Source organism: Nonomuraea sp. CX421, from assembly GCF_059358955.1.
Genome location: NZ_JCADBK010000015.1, coordinates 136,243 through 155,160 on the forward strand (window position 1 = coordinate 136,243; position 18,918 = coordinate 155,160).

The 18,918-nt window shown below is 70.4% G+C and carries 18 protein-coding genes; 8 read left to right on the plus strand and 10 right to left on the minus strand.

Annotation, left to right across the window (positions count from 1 at the left end):
- The first annotated feature begins 31 nt into the window (after window positions 1-31).
- Window positions 32-367 carry a helix-turn-helix transcriptional regulator gene (locus tag AC5L3X_RS25520; RefSeq protein WP_494860156.1) on the plus strand — a complete coding sequence of 112 codons (336 nt, stop codon included), beginning with the start codon at window positions 32-34 and terminating at the stop codon, window positions 365-367.
- Here AC5L3X_RS25520 and AC5L3X_RS25525 read toward each other — a convergent pair.
- On the minus strand, window positions 351-1,010 hold the full coding sequence (locus AC5L3X_RS25525) for a permease prefix domain 1-containing protein (RefSeq protein ID WP_494860157.1): 660 nt from the start codon (window positions 1,008-1,010) through the stop codon (window positions 351-353). The two genes, AC5L3X_RS25520 and AC5L3X_RS25525, sit on opposite strands and share 17 nt — an antisense overlap.
- Before the next feature lie 102 nt (window positions 1,011-1,112).
- On the opposite strand from AC5L3X_RS25525, the gene AC5L3X_RS25530 reads away from it, so the two are divergent.
- Genes AC5L3X_RS25530 through AC5L3X_RS25540 form a run of 3 tightly spaced genes read left to right on the plus strand, consistent with a single transcriptional unit; the run spans window position 1,113 to window position 2,273 of the window.
- The gene (locus AC5L3X_RS25530; protein ID WP_494860158.1) at window positions 1,113-1,466 is read left to right on the plus strand and encodes a VOC family protein; all 354 of its coding nucleotides are present in this window, start codon (window positions 1,113-1,115) and stop codon (window positions 1,464-1,466) included.
- Window positions 1,463-1,834, plus strand: a complete 372-nt coding sequence (locus AC5L3X_RS25535) for an ArsR/SmtB family transcription factor (RefSeq protein ID WP_494860159.1) — start codon at window positions 1,463-1,465, stop codon at window positions 1,832-1,834. The genes AC5L3X_RS25530 and AC5L3X_RS25535 overlap by 4 nt, the downstream gene beginning before the upstream one ends.
- Window positions 1,827-2,273 (plus strand): SRPBCC family protein, encoded by a 447-nt coding sequence (locus tag AC5L3X_RS25540; RefSeq protein ID WP_494860161.1) that lies wholly within the window; start codon window positions 1,827-1,829, stop codon window positions 2,271-2,273. Before AC5L3X_RS25535 ends, AC5L3X_RS25540 begins: the two co-directional genes overlap by 8 nt.
- A 105-nt stretch (window positions 2,274-2,378) precedes the next feature.
- Here the strand turns inward: AC5L3X_RS25540 and AC5L3X_RS25545 are convergent, their stop codons facing one another.
- Window positions 2,379-3,539 carry a pentapeptide repeat-containing protein gene (locus AC5L3X_RS25545; RefSeq protein ID WP_494860162.1) on the minus strand — a complete coding sequence of 387 codons (1,161 nt, stop codon included), beginning with the start codon at window positions 3,537-3,539 and terminating at the stop codon, window positions 2,379-2,381.
- Window positions 3,540-3,644: 105 nt separating this feature from the next.
- On the opposite strand from AC5L3X_RS25545, the gene AC5L3X_RS25550 reads away from it, so the two are divergent.
- Window positions 3,645-5,327, plus strand: a complete 1,683-nt coding sequence (locus tag AC5L3X_RS25550) for an ExeM/NucH family extracellular endonuclease (protein ID WP_494860163.1) — start codon at window positions 3,645-3,647, stop codon at window positions 5,325-5,327.
- Between the two features lie 193 nt (window positions 5,328-5,520).
- Window positions 5,521-5,895, plus strand: a complete 375-nt coding sequence (gene trxA, locus AC5L3X_RS25555; RefSeq protein ID WP_189125387.1) for a thioredoxin — start codon at window positions 5,521-5,523, stop codon at window positions 5,893-5,895.
- Window positions 5,896-5,938: 43 nt separating this feature from the next.
- Here trxA and AC5L3X_RS25560 read toward each other — a convergent pair whose 3' ends face one another.
- Window positions 5,939-6,748 (minus strand): SAM-dependent methyltransferase, encoded by an 810-nt coding sequence (locus AC5L3X_RS25560; RefSeq protein ID WP_494860164.1) that lies wholly within the window; start codon window positions 6,746-6,748, stop codon window positions 5,939-5,941.
- A 77-nt stretch (window positions 6,749-6,825) separates the two neighbouring features.
- Window positions 6,826-8,163: a class II 3-deoxy-7-phosphoheptulonate synthase gene (locus tag AC5L3X_RS25565; RefSeq protein WP_494860166.1), complete on the minus strand. Its 1,338-nt coding sequence runs from the start codon at window positions 8,161-8,163 to the stop codon at window positions 6,826-6,828.
- A gap of 180 nt (window positions 8,164-8,343) precedes the next feature.
- Here AC5L3X_RS25565 and AC5L3X_RS25570 point away from each other — a divergent pair, with 180 nt between their 5' ends.
- Window positions 8,344-9,201, plus strand: a complete 858-nt coding sequence (locus tag AC5L3X_RS25570) for an anti-sigma factor (RefSeq protein ID WP_494860168.1) — start codon at window positions 8,344-8,346, stop codon at window positions 9,199-9,201.
- Between the two features lie 96 nt (window positions 9,202-9,297).
- Window positions 9,298-11,529 (plus strand): M64 family metallopeptidase, encoded by a 2,232-nt coding sequence (locus AC5L3X_RS25575; RefSeq protein ID WP_494860170.1) that lies wholly within the window; start codon window positions 9,298-9,300, stop codon window positions 11,527-11,529.
- 409 nt (window positions 11,530-11,938) lie between these two features.
- Here the strand turns inward: AC5L3X_RS25575 and AC5L3X_RS25580 are convergent, their stop codons facing one another.
- The 6 genes from AC5L3X_RS25580 to AC5L3X_RS25605 all read right to left on the minus strand — a co-directional run bounded on the left by AC5L3X_RS25580 (window position 11,939) and on the right by AC5L3X_RS25605 (window position 18,713).
- Entirely contained in the window at window positions 11,939-12,976 is a 1,038-nt protein-coding gene (locus tag AC5L3X_RS25580) for a phosphotransferase family protein (RefSeq protein WP_494860172.1), read from the minus strand.
- A 140-nt stretch (window positions 12,977-13,116) separates the two neighbouring features.
- The gene (locus AC5L3X_RS25585) at window positions 13,117-14,115 is read right to left on the minus strand and encodes a LacI family DNA-binding transcriptional regulator (protein ID WP_189125400.1); all 999 of its coding nucleotides are present in this window, start codon (window positions 14,113-14,115) and stop codon (window positions 13,117-13,119) included.
- Entirely contained in the window at window positions 14,096-15,505 is a 1,410-nt protein-coding gene (locus AC5L3X_RS25590; protein ID WP_494860174.1) for a GH1 family beta-glucosidase, read from the minus strand. The genes AC5L3X_RS25585 and AC5L3X_RS25590 overlap by 20 nt, the downstream gene beginning before the upstream one ends.
- The gene (locus AC5L3X_RS25595; protein WP_494860176.1) at window positions 15,502-16,356 is read right to left on the minus strand and encodes a carbohydrate ABC transporter permease; all 855 of its coding nucleotides are present in this window, start codon (window positions 16,354-16,356) and stop codon (window positions 15,502-15,504) included. Before AC5L3X_RS25595 ends, AC5L3X_RS25590 begins: the two co-directional genes overlap by 4 nt.
- Window positions 16,353-17,306, minus strand: a complete 954-nt coding sequence (locus tag AC5L3X_RS25600; protein WP_494860178.1) for a carbohydrate ABC transporter permease — start codon at window positions 17,304-17,306, stop codon at window positions 16,353-16,355. The genes AC5L3X_RS25595 and AC5L3X_RS25600 overlap by 4 nt, the downstream gene beginning before the upstream one ends.
- A 78-nt stretch (window positions 17,307-17,384) precedes the next feature.
- Window positions 17,385-18,713 (minus strand): ABC transporter substrate-binding protein, encoded by a 1,329-nt coding sequence (locus tag AC5L3X_RS25605; RefSeq protein ID WP_494860180.1) that lies wholly within the window; start codon window positions 18,711-18,713, stop codon window positions 17,385-17,387.
- Between the last annotated feature and the right edge of the window lie 205 nt (window positions 18,714-18,918).

The following is an 18,918-nucleotide window of genomic DNA, read 5'->3' on the forward strand; positions in this document are numbered from 1 at the left end:
ACGCAGCGCGCGATTGCCTAGGATCCAGGACATGAACCCCGACGCGCTCCGCGGTCACATGGACGCCCTCCTGCTGTCCGTGATCGAGGACGGGCCGTTGCACGGCTACGCCATCATCGAGGCGCTGCAGGAGCGGAGCGGGGGCGCGCTCAGTGTGCCGACCGGCACCGTCTATCCGGCGCTGCGCAGGCTGGAGCGCATCGGGCACCTGAGCAGCGAGTGGGCCACGGTGGGCGGGCGCCGGCGGCGCACCTACCGGCTGACCGGCTCCGGCCGGCGACACCTGGAGGAGGAGCGGTCGGCGTGGCGTGAGTTCGCCGGCGCGATCGGCAGCGTGCTGCGGCCCGGGGTCAGGCCGGCCGGGTGAGCCGGACGCAGCGGGTCGCCCCGTAGACCTGCAGACCCCAGAAGGCCGACGTCACCAGGTTGGCCAGCACGAGGGGCGCGAGGGTGCCGGCGGCGTGCGGCACGTCGGGGCCGAGGGTGAGCAGCAGGCTCAGCCCGCCGGTCACCGGCAGCGCGATGAGCACCAGCAGGCCCAGTGACCTGGTCACCAGTCGGGGCTCGCCGATCCGCCGGGAGCCGCGGCCCAGGGCGAGCAGGGCGAGCCCGCCGTAGACGCCGACGCCGAACTGCACCAGATCGAGCAGGAGCGAGACGGTGGAGTACCAGCCGGGCCGGGCGGCCCAGGCGCCCGGGTCGCCGGGGGAGAAGTGCCAGATCGCCGACCACATGAGCACGGTCGCCGGCACGCTGAGGAACAGCAGGGTCGCGAGCCACCGTCCGGCCGTGGCAGTCAGCTCCCGCTGGAGGCCCGGCGCCACCTCGGCGACCTGGCCGAACTCGTCCACGGCCAGGTGTTCGGCCTCCGCGCGCTCCAGCCCCTCGGCCTGCAGGGCCTCGGCCGCGTCGGTCAGGCTGTCGCGGGCCTCGACGACCAGGTCGCGCTTGGGGCCGGGAGGGCCGCACAGTGCCCGGCCGAGATCGGCCACGTAGTCGTCGATCAGCATGGCGCAAGTCTACGAAGCCCGCCCTCGGGGATCGATCAGGGATTTCCCTGATTCGTCCGGAGGGCTTGTTATGTAGGAAATTTCCTACATATAGTGGCCGGCATGTCCATCGCATCGATTCTCACCGTGACCGTGCCCGTCGCCGACCAGGAGCGGGCGCTCGCCTTCCACACCGGCGTCCTCGGCCTGGAGATCCGCTCCGACAACCCCTTCCCGATGGGCCGGTGGCTGACCGTCGCGCCCAAGGGCGCCGAGACCTCGCTCCTGCTCGCCTCCTGGTTCCCCGGCATGGCGCCGATCGGTGGCCTCGTCGTCACCTCGCCCGACCTCGACGCGCTGGCGGCCCGGCTGCGTGAGCACGGCACCGCCGTCGAGGGGCCCGACGACCAGCCGTGGGGACGCCAGTTGCTGTTCCACGACCCCGACGGCAACGGGTTCGTCGTCAGCCAGGCATGACGGCCGACCACGTGTTCACCGCGCTGGCCAGCCCGGCCAGGCGGGAGCTGCTGCGCCTGCTGCTCGACGAGGGAGCCCAGCCCGCCGGCCGGCTGGCCGAGCGGTTCGACATGAGCCGTCCCAGCGTCTCCGAGCATCTCAAGGTGCTCAAGGACGCGGGCCTGGTGGCCGAGACCCGCAGGGGCCGGGAGCGGCACTACCGGCTGGAGGCCGCGCCGCTCATGGAGATCCGCGATTGGCTCACGCCGTACGAGCGCTTCTGGAGGGAGAGACTCACCGCGCTCAGCGCCCTGCTCGACGACCTGCCTGACCTGCCTGACCCGCACGACCCGCACGACCTGGACGAAAGAGGAGAGGACGATGGCTGAGACGACGGCTGACGACCGGCGCGCGATCCGGCTCGACCAGTTCCTGGCGCACCCGCCCGCCAAGGTGTGGCGGGCGCTCACCGACAGCGGTCTGATAACTCGCTGGCTGATGCCCAACGACTTCAGACCCGAGGTCGGCCACCGCTTCACCTTCACCACGCAACCGAAGAAACAGGTGGGCTTCGACGGGATCGTCCACTGCCAGGTACTGGAGCTGGAGCCGGAGAAGCTGCTGAGGATCAGCTGGAGCGACGGCAAGAGCGCCGACTGGACGGTCACCTGGCGGCTGGAGCCCGAGGGGCACGGCACCAGGCTGTTCCTCGACCATGAGGGCTTCGACCCCGACGACGAGCTCCAGCAGCTGTCGCGCCGGATCATGGGAGGCGGCTGGCGATCATCCCATTTCCGGGCGATCGCCACCGTCCTGGACACCCTCTGATCGTCCGTGTCCCCCGACACCTTCTGATCACCCGCGCCCTCGGACACCTTGATCGCTTGTGCCCCCCGGCCCCGCTCTGAACGCGGGCGCCCCGGCCCCGCCTCTCTAGCGGCGCGTCGCCGGAGTGGCCCGGCTGTCCTGGTGGGGTTCGCGGCGGCCGGTGGCCGGCGGCGGCGGGGACGCGTCGGCCGCGATCACGGCCATGATCACCATGTTCTCGTCGTCGTCCTGGGGCCCGCCGCGGCGGGAGAACCAGCGCAGCATCGGACGGCGTACGTTCACCCGCACGCCGTGCGGGCTGAGCGTGTAGTGGCAGTCCTTGAGCCGCACTCCCGCCGGATGCGCGAGCCCGGCGAACCCGCACGCCGACAGGTCGAGGCCGTACAGGGCCAGGTTGGCCGCGTCGACCTGGCGCAGCGAGGTCACCGCCGAGTCGCCCCGGCCCGTCACCGTGGCCGGGCCGCGCAGGACGGCGCCCTCCAGGTCGGCCCGCGAGTCGATGAGCCGCAGCGTGGTCGCGCCCGCGACCTCCACCCGGCGCAGGTTGACCCCGCAGCCCGCGACCGCCAGGTCGAGCACGCCGTCGGCGCGCGCCCGGGCGGCAGAGAACCGGCCGGTGGCGGACAGGTAGGCGTCGGCGGCGAAGTGCGCGGCGTCGAACCCGGCGCTGCCGCGGACCTTGCGGAACGACACCGTGCGGCCGAACCGCGCGCCGCGGAAGGTCGCGCCGTGGCCGAGCCCGGCGCCGTCGAAGGTGGCGTAGCCGTCGAACCGGGCCCGCTCGCACGATAACCCCTGCCCGAAGGTCGCCTGGCTGAACAGCGCGTCACGGGACATGATCGCCCGATCGAGCGAGACGTGGCCGCGGGTCCGGACGCCGTGGAAGGACAGCTCACGGGCGAACCGCGCTCCGGCCAGCGACACGTTGCCCTCGAAGCGGGCGCCGAAGAACGAGGCCAGCCGGTCGAACCGGGCCTCGTCGAGCGACACGTCACCGGCGAACGTGACGCCCGCCAGCCGCACGTCGCCGGTGAACCGCGCGTGCTCCAACCGGGTCCGGCCGGGCCGGGCGGCGGTCGCCTCGATCACCCGGGCGAGCAGGTCGCCGCTGAGCGCGGTGCCCCGCAGGTCGAGCAGACGGCCTGGGGACAGCTTCGCGAGCGAGGCGGTGAGGTCGTCGTGGGACAGATGTGACAGGCAGCGACCGTACGGCTGACGCGCGATTCCCGTGCAGGCGGCCGAGTGCGCGCAGGTGACCCAGTCCATGCATGGCTCATACCCGCAAACGCTCATGTCAAGGTTCGGTGATTTAAGGCTATAGCTCTATTTATGTAGGAAACTGTTCCCCACTCTGGGCCTACAGTGCCGGTCATGCGCGTCTTATCCCGGGCAACCATCGCCGCGCTCGTCGTGGCCGCCCTCACCGCAACCCCCGCCGCCGCGACGCCGGCCACCCCGTGCGACACCCCGCCGACCCACCGGATCGCGCAGGTGCAGGGGAGTGGCGACGCCACGCCTCTGGCCGGCCAGACCGTCCGGGTGGAGGGCGTCGTCACCGGCGACTTCCAGCGCGGCGACCAGCTGAGCGGGTTCTTCCTGCAGGATCCGCGGCCGGACGCCGACCCGAAGACCTCCGAGGGCCTGTTCGCGTTCGCCCGCGACACGGTCAGGGACGTCCGGCCCGGCGACCGGGTCCTCGTGACCGGCCGGGCGACGGAGTTCAACGGCTGGACCGAGCTGTCACCGGTGAGCGCGGTGGACGTCTGCGGCACCGGCGAGATCGCCGCGCTTCCGTACCGGCTGCCGAGCGACGGGCTGGAGCCCGTCGAGAACATGCTGCTCACCTTCCCGCAGCCGCTGACCGTCACCGAGCACTACAACCTGGGCCGGTTCGGCGAGGTGACGGTCTCCTCGGGCGGGCGGCTGTTCCAGCCCACCGACCGGCGGGGCGTGGACGCGGAGCTGAACCGGCGCCGCTCGCTGCTCATCGACGACGGCTCGACCAGGCAGAACCCCGAGACGCTGCCGCCGATCGTGCGGACCGGCGACCTGGCCACCGGCGTCACCGGCGTGCTCGGCTACGGCTTCGACGCCTACCGGCTGCAGCCCACCAAGCCGATCACCTACCACGACGCCAACCCACGCCCGTCGCGGCCCTTCCCGGTGATCGGCAACGTCAAGGTGGCCTCGTTCAACACGCTCAACTGGTTCACCACGCTCGGCTCCCGCGGCGCCGGCACCGAAGAGGAGCAGCGGCGGCAACTGGCCAAGCTGGTGGCGGCGCTGAAGGGCCTCGACGCCGACGCGGTGGCCCTGATGGAGGTCGAGAACAACGGCCAGACCGCGCTGCAGGCCCTGGTGGACGCCGTCAACGCCGAGGTCGGGGCGGGCACCTACGCCGCGCTGCGCCATCCCTACCCCGGTACCGACGCGATCCAGGTCGGGCTCATCTACAAGCCGGGCAGGCTGACCCCCGTGGGCGAGGCGCGGGCGTCGGAGGACCCGGTGTTCAGCCGGCCGCCGCTCATCCAGACCTTCCGCCGGGCGGCGGGCGGCCAGCCGTTCACGATGATCGTCAACCACCTGAAGTCCAAGGGCAGCTGCCCGGACGGCGGCGGCCCCGACGCCGACCAGGGCGACGGACAGGGCTGCTGGAACGCCACCCGCGTCCAGCAGGCGCGGGCGCTGCTCGGGCTGGTCGAGGAGCTGCCGAACCCGATGGTGCTGGGCGACCTCAACGCCTACGGCGAGGAGGACCCGATCGACACGCTCGAAGAGGGCGGCCTGACCAGCGTGACCAAGCGGTTCGTGCCGGCGCCGCTGCGCTACAGCTACCTGTTCGAGGGGCTCGCGGGCGAGCTCGACCACGCGCTCGTCGGCCGGCAGCTGCTCAAGCGGGTCACCAGCGCGACGATCTGGCACATCAACGCCGACGAGCCGCGCGTCCTCGACTACAACACCGAGTTCAACCCGCCCGGCCTCTATCGGCCGGACGCCTACCGCTCCTCCGACCACGACCCGGTCGTCATCGGCCTGACCCTTCCCGGCCGCTGAGGCTTTCCCGACTCTTTGCGGGGGCGGAGCGTCCGTGACAGCGGGGCCCGCGCCCGTCACACGGCGACCCGGCCGCGGTGCCGCGGCCGGGTCCCGGCATGGAATGCTGGCGGTGGGTACGTGGTTGACACGACTGCATCTCCACCGCGACTCCGCCTACGACAGACTTTCCACGACATACGAGGAGCCACTTGTGGCGACTATCGAAGTAACCGAGACGAACTTCAACGACATCGCCGACAAGGGGATCGTCCTGCTCGACTTCTGGGCGGCCTGGTGCGGCCCGTGCCGGACGTTCGGGCCGATCTTCGAGAAGGCGTCCGACAAGCACGCGGACATCACGTTCGGCAAGATCGACACCGACGCCCAGCAGGCGCTCGCGCAGGGCTTCGACATCAGCTCGATCCCGACGCTGATGGCCATCCGCGACGGCATCGTGGTCTACGCCCAGCCCGGAGCCATCCCCGAGCCGGCGCTCGAAGACCTCATCAGCCAGGTCCGCGCGCTCGACATGGACGCGATCAGGACCGAGCTCAGCGAGGAGCTGAAGCAGGCCGAGCAGAACTGACCGCAGTGACCGGCCCCGCCCGTACGGCGGGGCCTTCGCGCCGTCAGGGCTTGCGGCCCACGCCGACGTAGCCGAAGTCGGCGATGTTCGAGCCCGGCCACAGCTCCTCGTCCGGCCGCCAGTCCTGCGGGAAGGTCAGGCCGGGCTCCAGCAGCTCGTAACCGTCGAAGAAGCGGGTGATCTCCTCGGGCGTCCTGAGGTTGAGCGCGGCCGTCGCCTGCCGGTAGATTTGGAGCGCCTCGGGACTGGTGTCCGGCGCGGCGTCGACGGCGTGGCTGATGACCAGATGGCTGCCCGCGACGCTCGCCTCGCGCAGCGCGGCCACGACGCGGTACGCCTCGTCGTCGGGGACGAAGTGTAGGAGGGCCAGCATCAGGAAGGCCACCGGCCGCTCGAAGTCGACCAGCTTGCCCAGCTGCTCGATCAGCGCGTCCGTGTCCCGGACGTCGGCCTGCAGGATCTCCACCTTCTCGCCGCCCAGGATCGCCCGCCCGTGCGCGCACACGACCGCGTCGTAGTCGACGTACACCACGCGGGCGTCGGGCGCGATCTCGTGCGTGTTGCCCTGCGTGGGCAGCCCGGCCCCGAGGTCCACGATCTGGTTCACGCCCGAGTCGACGACGTGCCGGACGGCTCTGCGCAGGAACGCCCGGTTGGCCAGGGCGCCCTCCTTGGTGTTGGGGAAGAGCCGCAGGATCTGCTCTGCGGCCGCCCGGTCGGAGGCGAAGTTGTCCTTGCCACCGAGGTAATAGTCGTACATCCGGGCGACGTTCGGCACGCTTGGGTCGACTCCCTCAGGCACGGTTTCCACAATCGCTCCCCGAAATATCGGCATATTTTTTGGAACGATCATAGGAGACGCGGGATTGTGAGTGCCGCTCAAGCAAGAAGAAAGTTCGGGCCGCCCACGCGGGCGGCCCGTGCCGCCGGTCAGCTGGAGCGGTAGAGCTCGGCCACCCGGAAGGCCAGATCGAGCGACTGGCCGCGGTTGAGCCTCGGGTCGCAGGCCGTCTCGTAGCGGCGCGCCAGGTCGTCCTCGACGATCTCCTGGCCGCCGCCCACGCACTCGGTCACGTCGTCGCCGGTGAACTCGATGTGGATGCCGCCCGGGTGCGTGCCGAGCGAACGGTGCACCTCGAAGAAGCCCGCCACCTCGTCGAGCACGTCGTCGAGCCGGCGCGTCTTGTGGCCGCTCGGGGCCTCGAAGGTGTTGCCGTGCATCGGGTCGCAGATCCAGGCGACCTGCGCCCCGGACGCGGTGACCTCCTTGACCAGCGCGGGCAGGTGCTCGCGGATCTTGGAGGAGCCCATCCGGGTGATGAACGTGAGCCGCCCCGGCTCGTTGGCCGGGTTGAGCTTCTCCACCAGTTCCAGCGCCTCGGCCGGCGTGGTGGTCGGGCCCAGCTTGACGCCGATCGGGTTCTGGATGCGGGAGAAGAAGTCGACGTGGGCGCCGTCGAGCTGGCGGGTGCGCTCGCCGATCCAGACCATGTGCGCCGACACGTCGTACGGCAGGCTGGTGCGCGAGTCGATGCGGGTCAGCGCCCGGTCGTAGTCGAGGATGAGCGCCTCGTGCGAGGAGAAGAACTCGACCGTGTGGAACTCCTCGGGGTCGGCCCCGCAGGCCCGCATGAAGGCCAGCGCCTGGTCGATCTCCCTGGCCAGCTGCTCGTAGCGGCGGCCGGCCGGCGACTCGCCCACGAAGTCCTGGTTCCAGGCGTGCACCTGGCGCAGGTCGGCGTAGCCGCCCTTGGTGAAGGCGCGAGCCAGGTTGAGCGTCACGGCCGAGGAGTGGTAGGCCTTGAGCAGCCGCCACGGGTCGGGCTCGCGAGACTCCTCGGTGAAGTCGAAGCCGTTGACCATGTCGCCCCGGTAGGCCGGCAGCGTGACGCCGTCACGGGTCTCGACGCCCTTGGACCTCGGCTTGGCGAACTGCCCCGCGAGCCGGCCGATCTTCACCACCGGCACCTTGGCCGCGTAGGTGAGCACGATCGCCATCTGGAGCAACGTCTTGAGCTTGTTGCGCACATTGTCGGCGGTCGCCCCGGAGAACGTCTCGGCGCAGTCACCGCCCTGCAACACGAAGGCCTCGCCTCGGGTCACGGCGGCGAGCTGCCCCTTGAGCAGGTCGCACTCACCGGCGAAGACGAGAGGGGGCAGGCCGCCGAGCTCGGCGACGACCTTCGCGAGCAGACCACGGTCAGGCCAGTCAGGCTGCTGGGCCGCGGGCAGGGCTCGCCAGGAATCGAGATTGCTGTGTGCGCTCACGACATACGAGGGTATTCCACTCGCCCGACCTGACCGACCCCCATGTCCACGTTATGAGAACGCACTTTTCCCCGGCCTTACCCGAGCCGTGCGCATCATGCGAAAACAGGGGGCCTCCCGCCATCCGGCGGTCCCGAGAAACCGAATCAAGGAGGTAAGGACCGACGCCGGAGGCGACCGATGACCGATGACCTCCACGCCTTGTCCGGTGCCTACGCCGTGCACGCCCTGCCGGACGCCGACGAGGCGCTGTTCGAGGAGCACCTCGCCGGGTGCGCCACCTGCGGGCCCGAGGTGCGGTCGCTGCGCGAGACGGCCGCCCGGCTCGCCCTCGCGGTCGCCGAGCCGCCGCCCGCAGCCCTCCGTCCGCGCGTCCTCGCCGCCGTCCCCCGGGTACGCCGGGCCGCCTCCGGCCGGCCGGTCCGCGCACCGGGGCCGTACCAGGAGGAGATCTCCGTGCGGTCGCAGGCGGGCGGGCTGCCCGGAGCGGCGCCCGCCCCGCTCCCGCCATGGCGCGCGCGGACGCGGGCGGAGCGGTGGAGGGCGAGCGCGCGGGCGGGGCGGTGGCGCGCCAAGGCGCTGGCGGGGCTGGTGGCGGTGTCGACGGCCGCCGCCGTGGCGTTCGGGGTGGTCGCCTTCGACGCCCGCCGCGACCTCGGCGACCTGCGAACCCGCGACGCGGAGACGTCGGCCGCGCTGAGCGCCGTGCTCGCCGCGCCCGACGCGCGGACCGTACGGCAACGGGTCGCCTCCGGCGGCACCGGCGTCGCCGTGCTGTCCCGCGGGCAGGGACGCATGGTGTTCACCTCGTCCGGGCTACCCGAGCTGCCCCCGTCCAAGGTCTACGTGCTGTGGCTGATGGGCCCGGACGGCATGCGGCCGGTGGGGCCGCTCGACCGGCTGCGGGACGGTCTGACCACGCCCCTGCTCGCCCGGCTCCACGACGACGGCCACGTCGGGCTCACGGTCGAGCCGGCCGGCGGGTCCGAGCGGCCCACGACGCGGCCCATCCTGTTCGCCGAGCTCCCCGCGGCCTGAGCCGGACCGCCGGCGCCGGCCCGAGGCAACCATCACGTCGAAGTCAGCCCCTTGCCGGATGGGACCTGATGGGATATCAGTCCGATAGTGCATGACATGCGGAAATTAGCGGTTCTGGTATTAGCCGCGGCGTTCTTCTATGCGCCACCGGCCCAGGCGGCCGTCGAGCCCGGAGAGGCCACGGTGGCGCCCTTGCAGGTCACCGGCGCGCCCGACAAGAGGTTCAACCTGATCATCATGGGCGACGGTTACACGGCGGCGGAACAGGACAAGTTCCGCCAGGACGTGGACCGCCATCTCAACGTGATGTGGTCCATCGAGCCCTACAAGTCCTACCGCAACTACCTGAACGTCTACCGGATCGACATCGTCTCCGGCGACTCCGGCATCAGCTGCGACCCCGATCTCACCTCGCCCAGGAAGACCACCCCGCTCAGCATGGGCTTCTGGGGCCGCTGCAACCCCGGCAGCGTGCAGCGGTTGATCACCATGGACAACAGCGCGGCCATCAGGTACGCCAACCTGGTCGCCGGAACCGTCACCGGTAACCGGCAGATCCTCGCCCTCGGCAACAGCGCCACCTACGGCGGCGCGGGCGGCACGTACGCGACCGCCTCCGGCAGCAACGCCATGTCGGCCCTGATCAGCCCGCACGAGATCGGCCACTCCCTGGGCGGCCTGCAGGACGAGTACGACTACTACCAGCGAGGCGTCCCCGGCGGGGACTACTCCGGCTCGGAGCCGTCGTCGGCGCACCACACGCTCCTCACCGAGCAGGCGATGCGCGAGCAGCAGCGCAAGTGGTGGCGCTGGCTGGGTGAGCCCAGCGAGTCGGGCGGCGCGATCGGCCGTCACGAAGGCGGCCTCTACTACACCGCCGGCGTGTGGCGGCCGAGCGCGCACTCGATCATGAAGTCCCTCGGCTACTACTACGACCAGGTCAGCCGGGAGATCATGGTCCAGAAGATCACCGCCAAGACCATGCTGATCCAGGACGCGACCCCCTCCGGCGCCCCCGTCGGCGCGGACCGGGTGCTGTGGGTGGAGCCGATGCGCCCCGTCAGCCACGGCCTGCTCACCACCTGGACCGTGGACGGCAAGGCGGTGTCCGGCGACCGCGACACCCTCGACCTGCGCGCGCTCGAACTCACGCCCGGCACGCACACGGTCACGGCCACGGTCAGCGACCCCACGGAGTTCGTCCGGGATCCCGCCATCCGCGCGGCCATGACCCGGACCCGCACCTGGACGGTGGACACCACGATCACCACACCGCCCGACGGCGTCGCGCCCGCGTTCGTCTCCTCCAGGCCCACCGAGCGGCCCGTCGGCCGCGACGAGGTCGTCTACGTGGAGACCACGCACCCGGCGGCCGGCGTGCCCGAGATCGCCTGGAAGCTGGACGGCAGGAGCGTCGGCGGCAAAGGCGGCGACCTCGACCTGAAGACGCTGGACCTGGCGTCCGGCAGCCACACGCTGACCGCGAGCCTCGGCGAGCAGACGCTCACCTGGACGATCGACGCCGCCCCGCCGGCCACCGCCTACGAGCTCTCGAAGCCGCTGGTCCGCTCCGGCGACACCTACGTCTACAACGGCCCGTTCAGCATGCGGCTCACCGGCACCGACGACAAAGACGGGTACGTGGTGTCGGAGTCGAGGGTGAACGGCGACGGCTGGTTCAACTACTTCGGCTGGCCGACGTCCTCGGAGCTGCCCTGGACGTTCAGCGAGGCGGGCACCACGATCGACCACCTCGTCTACGGCAGGCTGCCGCGCGGCAGGCACACCATCGAGTACCGCTCGATCGACGCGTCGGGCAACTACGGCACGGCCAAGGACTTCACCGTCACCACGATCGCGCCGCCGCCCGCCTGCACCCGGACGGTCACCGGCACGCACCGCGGCGCGCTGACCGTCACCGACGGCGTCACCTGCCTGGACGACGCGCGCGTCACCGGACCGGTCAAGGTGAAGAAGGGCGCGTCGCTGGTGGTCACCGGCGGGCACCTGTCCGGCACGCTCACCGCCGGCCAGGCCGCGTCCGTGCACCTGCTGGGCGCCAGGATGGACGGCGCGCTCACCGCCGACCGCACCACGTCGCTGCAGATCGTGGGCGCCGACATCCGCGGCGCGGCGGCGCTCACCCGCAACGAGGCGCCCATCCTGTCCGGCAGCACCGTCAAGGGCGCGATCGTCTGCACCGCCAACACGCCCGCCCCCGCCGACCTCGACGTGCCGAACAAGCTCAGCGGCGCCGGCGCCGGCCAGTGCGCCGACCTGGGCCACGGCCCCAAGGGCAAGGCGTACGAGGCGATCCTCGCCCGATGACGTCATAACCGATCGAGCGCCCGCGCCTGCTGGAGGGCGCGGGCGATCGTGGAGGCGATGCCGAAGCTCTCTCCGATGTTGCCGACCGATTTGACCTGCATCTCTTCCGCAGACGAGTCCGGCCGCCGGTCATGGCCGCCGAGGAGGTCTCATCGCACGGGCGTGGTGATTTTGCCGTGTTGGGTGTTATTGGCGATCCCGAAGCGGCGGGACTAGCCTGACCGGCACTCACCGGGCCCCTCCATCACGGACAAACGCATCGACGAAGCAGCGGCCCTTCCCTCACCGCCGGTTATGTTGTCCGGCCGGCTCCAGCAGTACTACGGCCGCCTCCGACGCCCACCCGGCCGGCACTTCCACTTCCCGGCGTTGACCGGTTATAGGACGCCACGCTCCGGCAACACGATCGTCAATCCAGTTGGCGAGGCGAACGTCCGGGCAGCACCGCACGCGATCGGCGGGGCCCGGGAGAGTGAGATAGGAGGCGGTCGAAGACCTTGGTCAGTGAGGCCGTGGTGAGATCGCGGACCCGGGCGTACTCTGCCTCCGGATACTGCCGTGGCCCGTTCTCGATCAGCAGGATCAGGTAGAGGTAGGCCCGGTAGAGGTCGAGCCTGGTCAGCGCGGCCGGGGTGAGCTCCAGCGGGGTCACCTCGCGGTAGCCGGCCAGCAGCGGGTCGTCCTCGCGCAGCTCGCCGAAGATGGTCGGCGTGACGAACTCAGCCAGCGGGTCGCCCCAGAAGGCCCGCTCGTGGTCGATGATGGCCTGGATCCGGGGCGTCCCCGTGAGGTCGAGGAAGACGTTGCCCGCCCAGATGTCGAAGTGCACCAGATGCGGTGTGGTGACCTCGTCCAGCGCCGGTGAGGCGGCCGTGAGGAGCGCGGCGATCTCGCCGACCGGCAGCGGCAGCGGCGTCGGGTAGCGCTCCGTGTCGCCGAGTAACGCGCCCATCATGGCCAGGTACGCCTCGCGCCAGGTGGCGCCGGTGATGCCCGCGTGCGGATAGCCGAAGACATTGCCGGTCACCGCGTTGAACCGGGCGAGCAGCCGGCCCAGCTCGCGGCGCAGCTCCTGCTCGCCCTCCGGCGACGCGCCGTTCCACGAGACGCCGTCCAGCGTGGTGAACAGCAGATAGTCGCCGCCCAGCACCGGATCGTCGAACCCGGCAGTCAGCAGCGTCGCCACCGGCACGCCCGCCGCCGCGGCCAGCTCGCAGGCCGCCGCCTCCATGCGCAGCAGGTTGCGCTCGTAACTGAGCTGCTCCAGCTCCGGCGGCGGCGACAGCTTGAGCACCACGTCGCGGCCGTCGTCGAGGGAGAGCCGCCAGACCGCGTTGGCGTAGCCGTCGGTCAGCTCGGCCGAGGCGCTGACCCCGGCGCCCACGGCGCGGCGGGCCAGGGCGTCGAGCTGACCGGGGGAGAGGCGGCGTTTCGTCCTGCTGTCCACGGAACCTGATTGTGATCGCACGCGCCACTGACGGCCAGCCCTCCACGGACCGCCGTCCCGCGCGAGCATCGCCCGCGGCGCCGCGCAGGCCGACTCGCCGCGGGCCAGACGCTCAGGCTGATCGGCCTCGGGCCAGACGCTCAGGCGGACTCGCGGCGGACCAGATAGGTGTCGAGGATGACCACCGGCTGGCGCAGCTCCTCGCCGTTGATGCGGGCCACCAGCAACTGCGCCATCTGCCGGCCCATGGCCTCGGTCGGCTGGTGCACGGTGGTCAGTGGCGGATCGGTGTGCAGGGCGGCCTTGGAGTCCTCGAACCCGACCACCGCCACGTCGCCGGGGACGGACCGGCCGGCGGCCTTCAGCACCCGCATCGCGCCCACCGCCATCAGGTCGGAGGCGGTGAACACCGCGTCGAGCCGCGGGTGCCGGTCGAGCAGCTCCCGCATCGCCGACGCGCCGCTCTCCTCGGAGAAGTCGCCATAGGCCACCAGCTCCGGCATGTCGGAGCTGAGCAGCGCGTCGCGGTAGCCCGCCAGGCGGTCGACGCCCACGCCCATGTCCTGCGGACCGGCGATGGTGGCGATGGCCGAGCGGCCGAGGCCCAGCAGGTGTTTGACCGCCTGCCGGGCGCCGGCCCGGTTGTCCATGTCGACGTAGCTGTAGGGGTCGAGGCCGACCGGGCGGCCGCCCAGCACGGTCGGCACGCCCATCGCCTCCAGCCGGCCCGGCAGCGGGTCGGCGCCGTGCAGCGACAGGAGCAGCACGCCGTCGACGTGCTGCCCCGTCAGGTAGTGCTCCAGCCGCTCGTGCTCCTCGGGCGACTGCGCCATCGCCAGGATGAGCTGCAACCCCGTCTCGGACAGCGCCGAGCCGATGCCGCGGATCGTGCCCGCGAAGTAGGGCTCGTCGAACACCCGCAGCTCTGACTCCGACACCACCAGCGCCACCGTGTCGGTGCGCCGGGTGACCAGCGCCCTGGCCGCCCGGTTGGGCACGTAGCCCAGCTCCTGGATCGCCTGGTGGACGGCCTCGCGCGCCTTGGCGCTGACGTTGGGCGAGCCATTGATGACTCTCGACACCGTGCCCCGGCCGACCCCGGCCCGAGCCGCGACTGCCTCAAGAGTCGGTCGGTTCATGTCGCCTATTCTGCCGGATGATCTCGGCGTACCAGAGAGCGCTGTCTTTCAGCACCCGGCGCTGGGTCTCGAAGTCGACATGCACCAGGCCGAACCGCTTGCCGTACCCCCAGGCCCACTCGAAATTGTCCATCAGCGACCAGGCGAAGTAACCCTCCAGAGGCACGCCCGCCTCGATCGCCTCCCGGCAGGCGCGCAGATGCGCGTCGAAGTAGTCGCGGCGCCCGGCGTCGTGCACCCGGCCCTGCTCCAGCACGTCGTCGAAGGCGGCGCCGTTCTCCGACACGACCAGCGGCAGCCGCGGGTAGTCCCGCGCCACCCTGGTCAGCACCTCCAGCAGCCCGTCCTGGTCGATCTCCCAGCCCATCGCGGTGACCGGGCGGCCGCCGTTGACGAACGACACGTGCTCGCTGCCCACCCACGGCGAGGCCGTCTCGGTGGGCGCCGCCGCCGCCGACGCCTTGCCGCCGGGCGCGCCCGACACGGTGAAGCGGCTGTAGTAGTTGACCAGCAGCAGGTCGATCGGCGCGTTGATGGTCTTCAGGTCGCCGTCGGCGATGAAGTCCAGGTCCATGCCGAGGTCGTCGAGCACGTCGCGCGGGTAGCTCCCGGTCAGCAGCGCGTCGAGGAAGAACCGGTTCTGCAGCCCGTCGATGCGCCGGGCCGCGTCCAGGTCCTCCTCGCTGGAGGTCGCCGGGGTGACCGCGTAGAGGTTGACGCAGCCGCCCACCCGCGCCGCGCCCATGGCCTGTACGGCCAGCCCGTGCGCCAGGTTGAGGTGGTGGGCGGCCCGGACAGCGCTCTCCGGCTCACGACGGCCCGGCGCGTGCTCGCCCGAGGCGTAGCCGAGGAACGCCGCGCACCACGGCTCGTTCACCGTGCTGAAGGTGTGCACGTGGTCCTTCAGCGCCTCGTGCACGGTCGAGGCGTAGTCGGCGAACCGCAGCGCGGTGTCGCGGTTCGGCCAGCCGCCCGCGTCCTCCAGCGCCTGGGGCAGGTCCCAGTGGTAGAGGGTCAGCCACGGGTCGATGCCGTGGCCGCGCAGCTCGTCGGTGAGCCGCTTGTAGAAGTCGAGCCCCTTGGCGTTGGCCTTCCCGGACCCGTCGGGCTGGATCCGCGGCCACGACACCGAGAACCGATAGGCGCTCAGGCCCAGCTCCGCCATGATCCCGACGTCCTCGCGGAACCGGTGGTAGTGGTCGATGGCCACGTCCGCGTGCTCGCCGCCGACCACCCGGCCGGGCGTCCTGGTGAACGTGTCCCAGATCGAGGTGCCGCGGCCGTCGGCCTCCACCGCGCCCTCGATCTGGTACGCCGAGGTGGCCGCGCCCCACGCGAATCCGGCAGGGAACCGGAGCTGGGAGCGTGTCTGCTCCTCTTGAGTCGTCACGCTTTGACCGCACCTTCCATAAGTCCGCCGACGATCTGCCGGCCGAACAGCACGAAAACCACGAAGAGGGGGAGGACGGAGGCGGCGGTGCCGGTGAACAGCATCACGTAGTCGGTGCCGTGCGCCTGGTTGAGCGCCGCGATGGACGTCTGCACCACCGGGTTGTCCGGCAGCAGCACGATGAGCGGCCACATGAACTCGTTCCACGTCTGCATGAACACGAGCAGCGCGAGCACCGCCATGCCCGGCCGGAGCGCGGGCAGGATGACCTTGCGATAGATGCTCAGCGTGGACGCCCCGTCGACCCTGGCCGCCTCGACCAGTTCGTCGGGGACCGCCTGGGAGGCGTACTGCGTCATCATGAACACGCCGAACCCGTTGACCAGGAACGGCAGGATCACCGCCTGCAACTGTCCGGTCCAGCCGAGCGTCACCATGAGCTCGTACAACGGGACGATGCCCATCTGCTGCAGCGGCACCATCATGGTGACCAGGATCAGCCCGAGCAGGATCTTCGAGCCGCGGAAGCGCAGCTTGGCGAAGGCGAAGCCGGCCAGCGTCGAGATGAGCACCACCGACACGGTCACCGTCGTGGCCACGATCGCGGAGTTGACCAGGCCGGTGATGAAGTAGGCGTCCTCGGTGGAGAGCAGCCGCCGGACGTTCTCGCCCAGATGGCCGGCCGGCAGGAACGGCGGCGGCACGTCGAGCGCGTCGTCGTTCGTCCGCGTCGCCATGATGAACATGTAGTAGATCGGAAAGGCCGACAGCAGCAACGCGAAGGCCAGCACGACCTTGGTGAGAAGCCCCGCGTCCCACAGCCGGTTGGCCGGTTGCCCGGTGGTCGTCATCGCGCACCCCCGATGCGGCGTGTGAACCAGTAGTTGATCATCGTGCCGATGAGGATCAGCACGAACAGCAGCCAGGCGGCGGCCGAGGCGTAGCCGATCTCGAAGCCGCCGCGGAAGGCCGCCTCGACGATGAACATCGCCACGGTCTGGTACTGGCCGGTGGTGCCGCCGGTCATCATCTGCTCGCCCTCGAACATGACCGGCTCGGTGAACAGCGTCAGGCCGCCGATGGTCGAGATGAAGACGACGAACACGATGGTCGGCCGCAGCATCGGCAGCGTGATCTGCCAGAACTGCCGTCGCGCGGACGCGCCGTCGATGGCCGCGGCCTCGTAGAGATCCTTGGGGATCGTCTGCATGGCGGCCAGCAGGATGATCGAGTTATAGCCGGTCCAGCGCCAGTCGACCATCGTGGCGATGGCGATCCAGGAGGACCACTTCTCGTTCTGCCAGGCGATCGGCTCGATGCCCACCAGGCCGAGGATCCAGTTGAACAGGCCGTAGTCGCGGCTGTAGAGCTGGCTGAAGATGACCGCCACGGCGACGACCGAAGTGATCATCGGCAGCAGCACGCCCAGGCGCAGCAGCAGCCTGCCCCTCAGGCGCTTGTTCAGCGCGTTGGCCAGCAGCAGGGCGAGGATCAGCTGGGGCACGGTGGCCAGCACGAACATGCCGATCGTGTTGAACACCGCGTTCCAGAACTCGGCGTCCGTGATCAGCTTGGCGTAGTTGCCGAAGCCGGTGAAGGTTCGCTGCCCGGCGAGCTCCGCGTCGTGCAGCGAGAGCCAGAACGTGTAGATCAGGGGGAAGACCCCGAAGATGGCGAAAAGCAGGAAGTAGGGCGACACCAGGAGATAGGGCATGCCCTTGATGTCGAAGCGGGTCATTCGCCGCCTGGGTGCCGTCGGCTTGCCGTGCGCTGGCCGCGGCGGCGCGAGCTGGAGAGTCATGGAAGCCTTTCGGGCCGGATCGGGAGGCGGGCGGCGGCGCGTCGCGCGAGCCGCCGCCCGTCCTGAGACGGCGGACCGTCAGCCGGCGGCCTTGACGCCCGCAGCGGTGAACTTCGACCACGCCTCGTCGTAGCCGATCGCACCCTGGTCCATGCCCTCGAGCACCTTCTCCACGGAGGTCTTGACCTGGGCGTGCTTCTCGCCGAGGAACACCGGGAGCAGGTCCTTCACCGAGGCCGAGAAGATCTCGCCGGTCGGCACGTCGTTGAAGTACTCGTTCTTGAGGCCGGAGACCTCAGGGTCCTGCTGGGCCGGGATGGAGCTCGGGAACGCGCCCGCCTCCTTGAAGGCCGCGACGTGGCCCTCCTTGCCCGTCAGGTAGTTGAGCACCTCGGCGGCTTCCTTCGGGTGCTTGGTCTGCTTGGGCACCGCCAGCCAGGAGCCGCCCCAGTTGCCCGAGCCGCCGGGCACGGCAGCGACGTCCCAGTTGCCCTTGTTCGCCTCACCGGCCGCGCCGGAGATCACGCCGAGCATCCACGACGGGCAGCCCATGGTGGCGAAGTCGCCGCCCTTGATGGCCTTGTTCCACGGCGGGCTGAACGCCTGCAGCTTGGCCGTCAGGCCTTCCTGGCTGAACTTCTGCACCCAGTCGAAGGCGGTCTTGACAGCCGGGTTGCTCTCGATGACCAGTTTGTTGCTCTTGTCGAAGTAGGACACGTTGCCGTTCTTCGGCGCCTCCTGCGACAGGATCACGTTGTAGATGGTGTTGGGCCCGTCCATCCACTTCGCGCCCGTGTCCGCGGCCGAGAACTTCTTGCCCGCCTCCAGATAGGCGTTCCAGTCCGGCCACAGCTTGCCGACCTCCTCACGCTCGGTCGGCAGGCCGGCCTTCTTGAACAGGTCCTTGCGGTAGCACATGGTCATGCCGCCGATGTCGGTGCCCAGCGCGAACAGCTTGCCGTCGGCGTTGACGCCCGACTCCCACTTGGCCGCGGGGAAGTCGGCCTTGCGGCTCTGCAGGCCGTACTCGCCGAGGTCGGTGAAGAACTGCGGGCGGGCGGCCATGAGGCCCATCGCGCCCTCGTCGATGCCGACCACGTCACCCGCGCCTGCCCCCGCCTGGAGGCGCTGGAGGAGCTGCGGCAAGTAGACGTCCTCGAAGCGGTCGGTCAGGTTCTGGTACTTGATCTGGATGTTCGGGTGCTCGGCGTTCCACTTCTTGACCGCTTCGTCATAGCCGAAGTTCTCGCCGCCGCCGAAGGTGTGCACGTTGATCGTGACCGGCTCGGCGGCCGCGGCGCTGCTCTGTGACGCGGCCGGAGTGGAGCTGCCGCCGCCGCACGCGGCGGTGACTGCCAGAGCGGTGAGCGCGACACCGGCTACTACAAAACGCTTGTGGTTCGTCATTCCGTACCCCTCTTGGGTGTGGCTGTGGGAGGTGCGTCGCGGCTTGCGACCGCGGGTGGGAAAATCTTTGGGAGCGCTCCCACAAAGAGTGCCTGTACGGCGTCCGGGCGTCAACGTCCCGAAACGGAACCGTTACCGATGAGGCGTTTTGACACCATAAAAACGGACTCTAGCTGCGAAACATCTCAAAAAGGTTGCTGGGAGC

Excerpts from the sequence above, each read along its gene's own strand:
- AC5L3X_RS25520 (WP_494860156.1), top strand. The coding sequence starts at position 32 with ATGAACCCCGACGCGCTCCGCGGTCACATGGACGCCCTCCTGCTGTCC.
- AC5L3X_RS25525 (WP_494860157.1), bottom strand. The coding sequence starts at position 1,010 with ATGCTGATCGACGACTACGTGGCCGATCTCGGCCGGGCACTGTGCGGC.
- AC5L3X_RS25530 (WP_494860158.1), top strand. The coding sequence starts at position 1,113 with ATGTCCATCGCATCGATTCTCACCGTGACCGTGCCCGTCGCCGACCAG.
- AC5L3X_RS25535 (WP_494860159.1), top strand. The coding sequence starts at position 1,463 with ATGACGGCCGACCACGTGTTCACCGCGCTGGCCAGCCCGGCCAGGCGG.
- AC5L3X_RS25540 (WP_494860161.1), top strand. The coding sequence starts at position 1,827 with ATGGCTGAGACGACGGCTGACGACCGGCGCGCGATCCGGCTCGACCAG.
- AC5L3X_RS25545 (WP_494860162.1), bottom strand. The coding sequence starts at position 3,539 with ATGGACTGGGTCACCTGCGCGCACTCGGCCGCCTGCACGGGAATCGCG.
- AC5L3X_RS25550 (WP_494860163.1), top strand. The coding sequence starts at position 3,645 with ATGCGCGTCTTATCCCGGGCAACCATCGCCGCGCTCGTCGTGGCCGCC.
- AC5L3X_RS25560 (WP_494860164.1), bottom strand. The coding sequence starts at position 6,748 with ATGATCGTTCCAAAAAATATGCCGATATTTCGGGGAGCGATTGTGGAA.
- AC5L3X_RS25570 (WP_494860168.1), top strand. The coding sequence starts at position 8,344 with ATGACCGATGACCTCCACGCCTTGTCCGGTGCCTACGCCGTGCACGCC.
- AC5L3X_RS25575 (WP_494860170.1), top strand. The coding sequence starts at position 9,298 with ATGCGGAAATTAGCGGTTCTGGTATTAGCCGCGGCGTTCTTCTATGCG.
- AC5L3X_RS25585 (WP_189125400.1), bottom strand. The coding sequence starts at position 14,115 with ATGAACCGACCGACTCTTGAGGCAGTCGCGGCTCGGGCCGGGGTCGGC.
- AC5L3X_RS25595 (WP_494860176.1), bottom strand. The coding sequence starts at position 16,356 with ATGACGACCACCGGGCAACCGGCCAACCGGCTGTGGGACGCGGGGCTT.
- AC5L3X_RS25600 (WP_494860178.1), bottom strand. The coding sequence starts at position 17,306 with ATGACTCTCCAGCTCGCGCCGCCGCGGCCAGCGCACGGCAAGCCGACG.
- AC5L3X_RS25605 (WP_494860180.1), bottom strand. The coding sequence starts at position 18,713 with ATGACGAACCACAAGCGTTTTGTAGTAGCCGGTGTCGCGCTCACCGCT.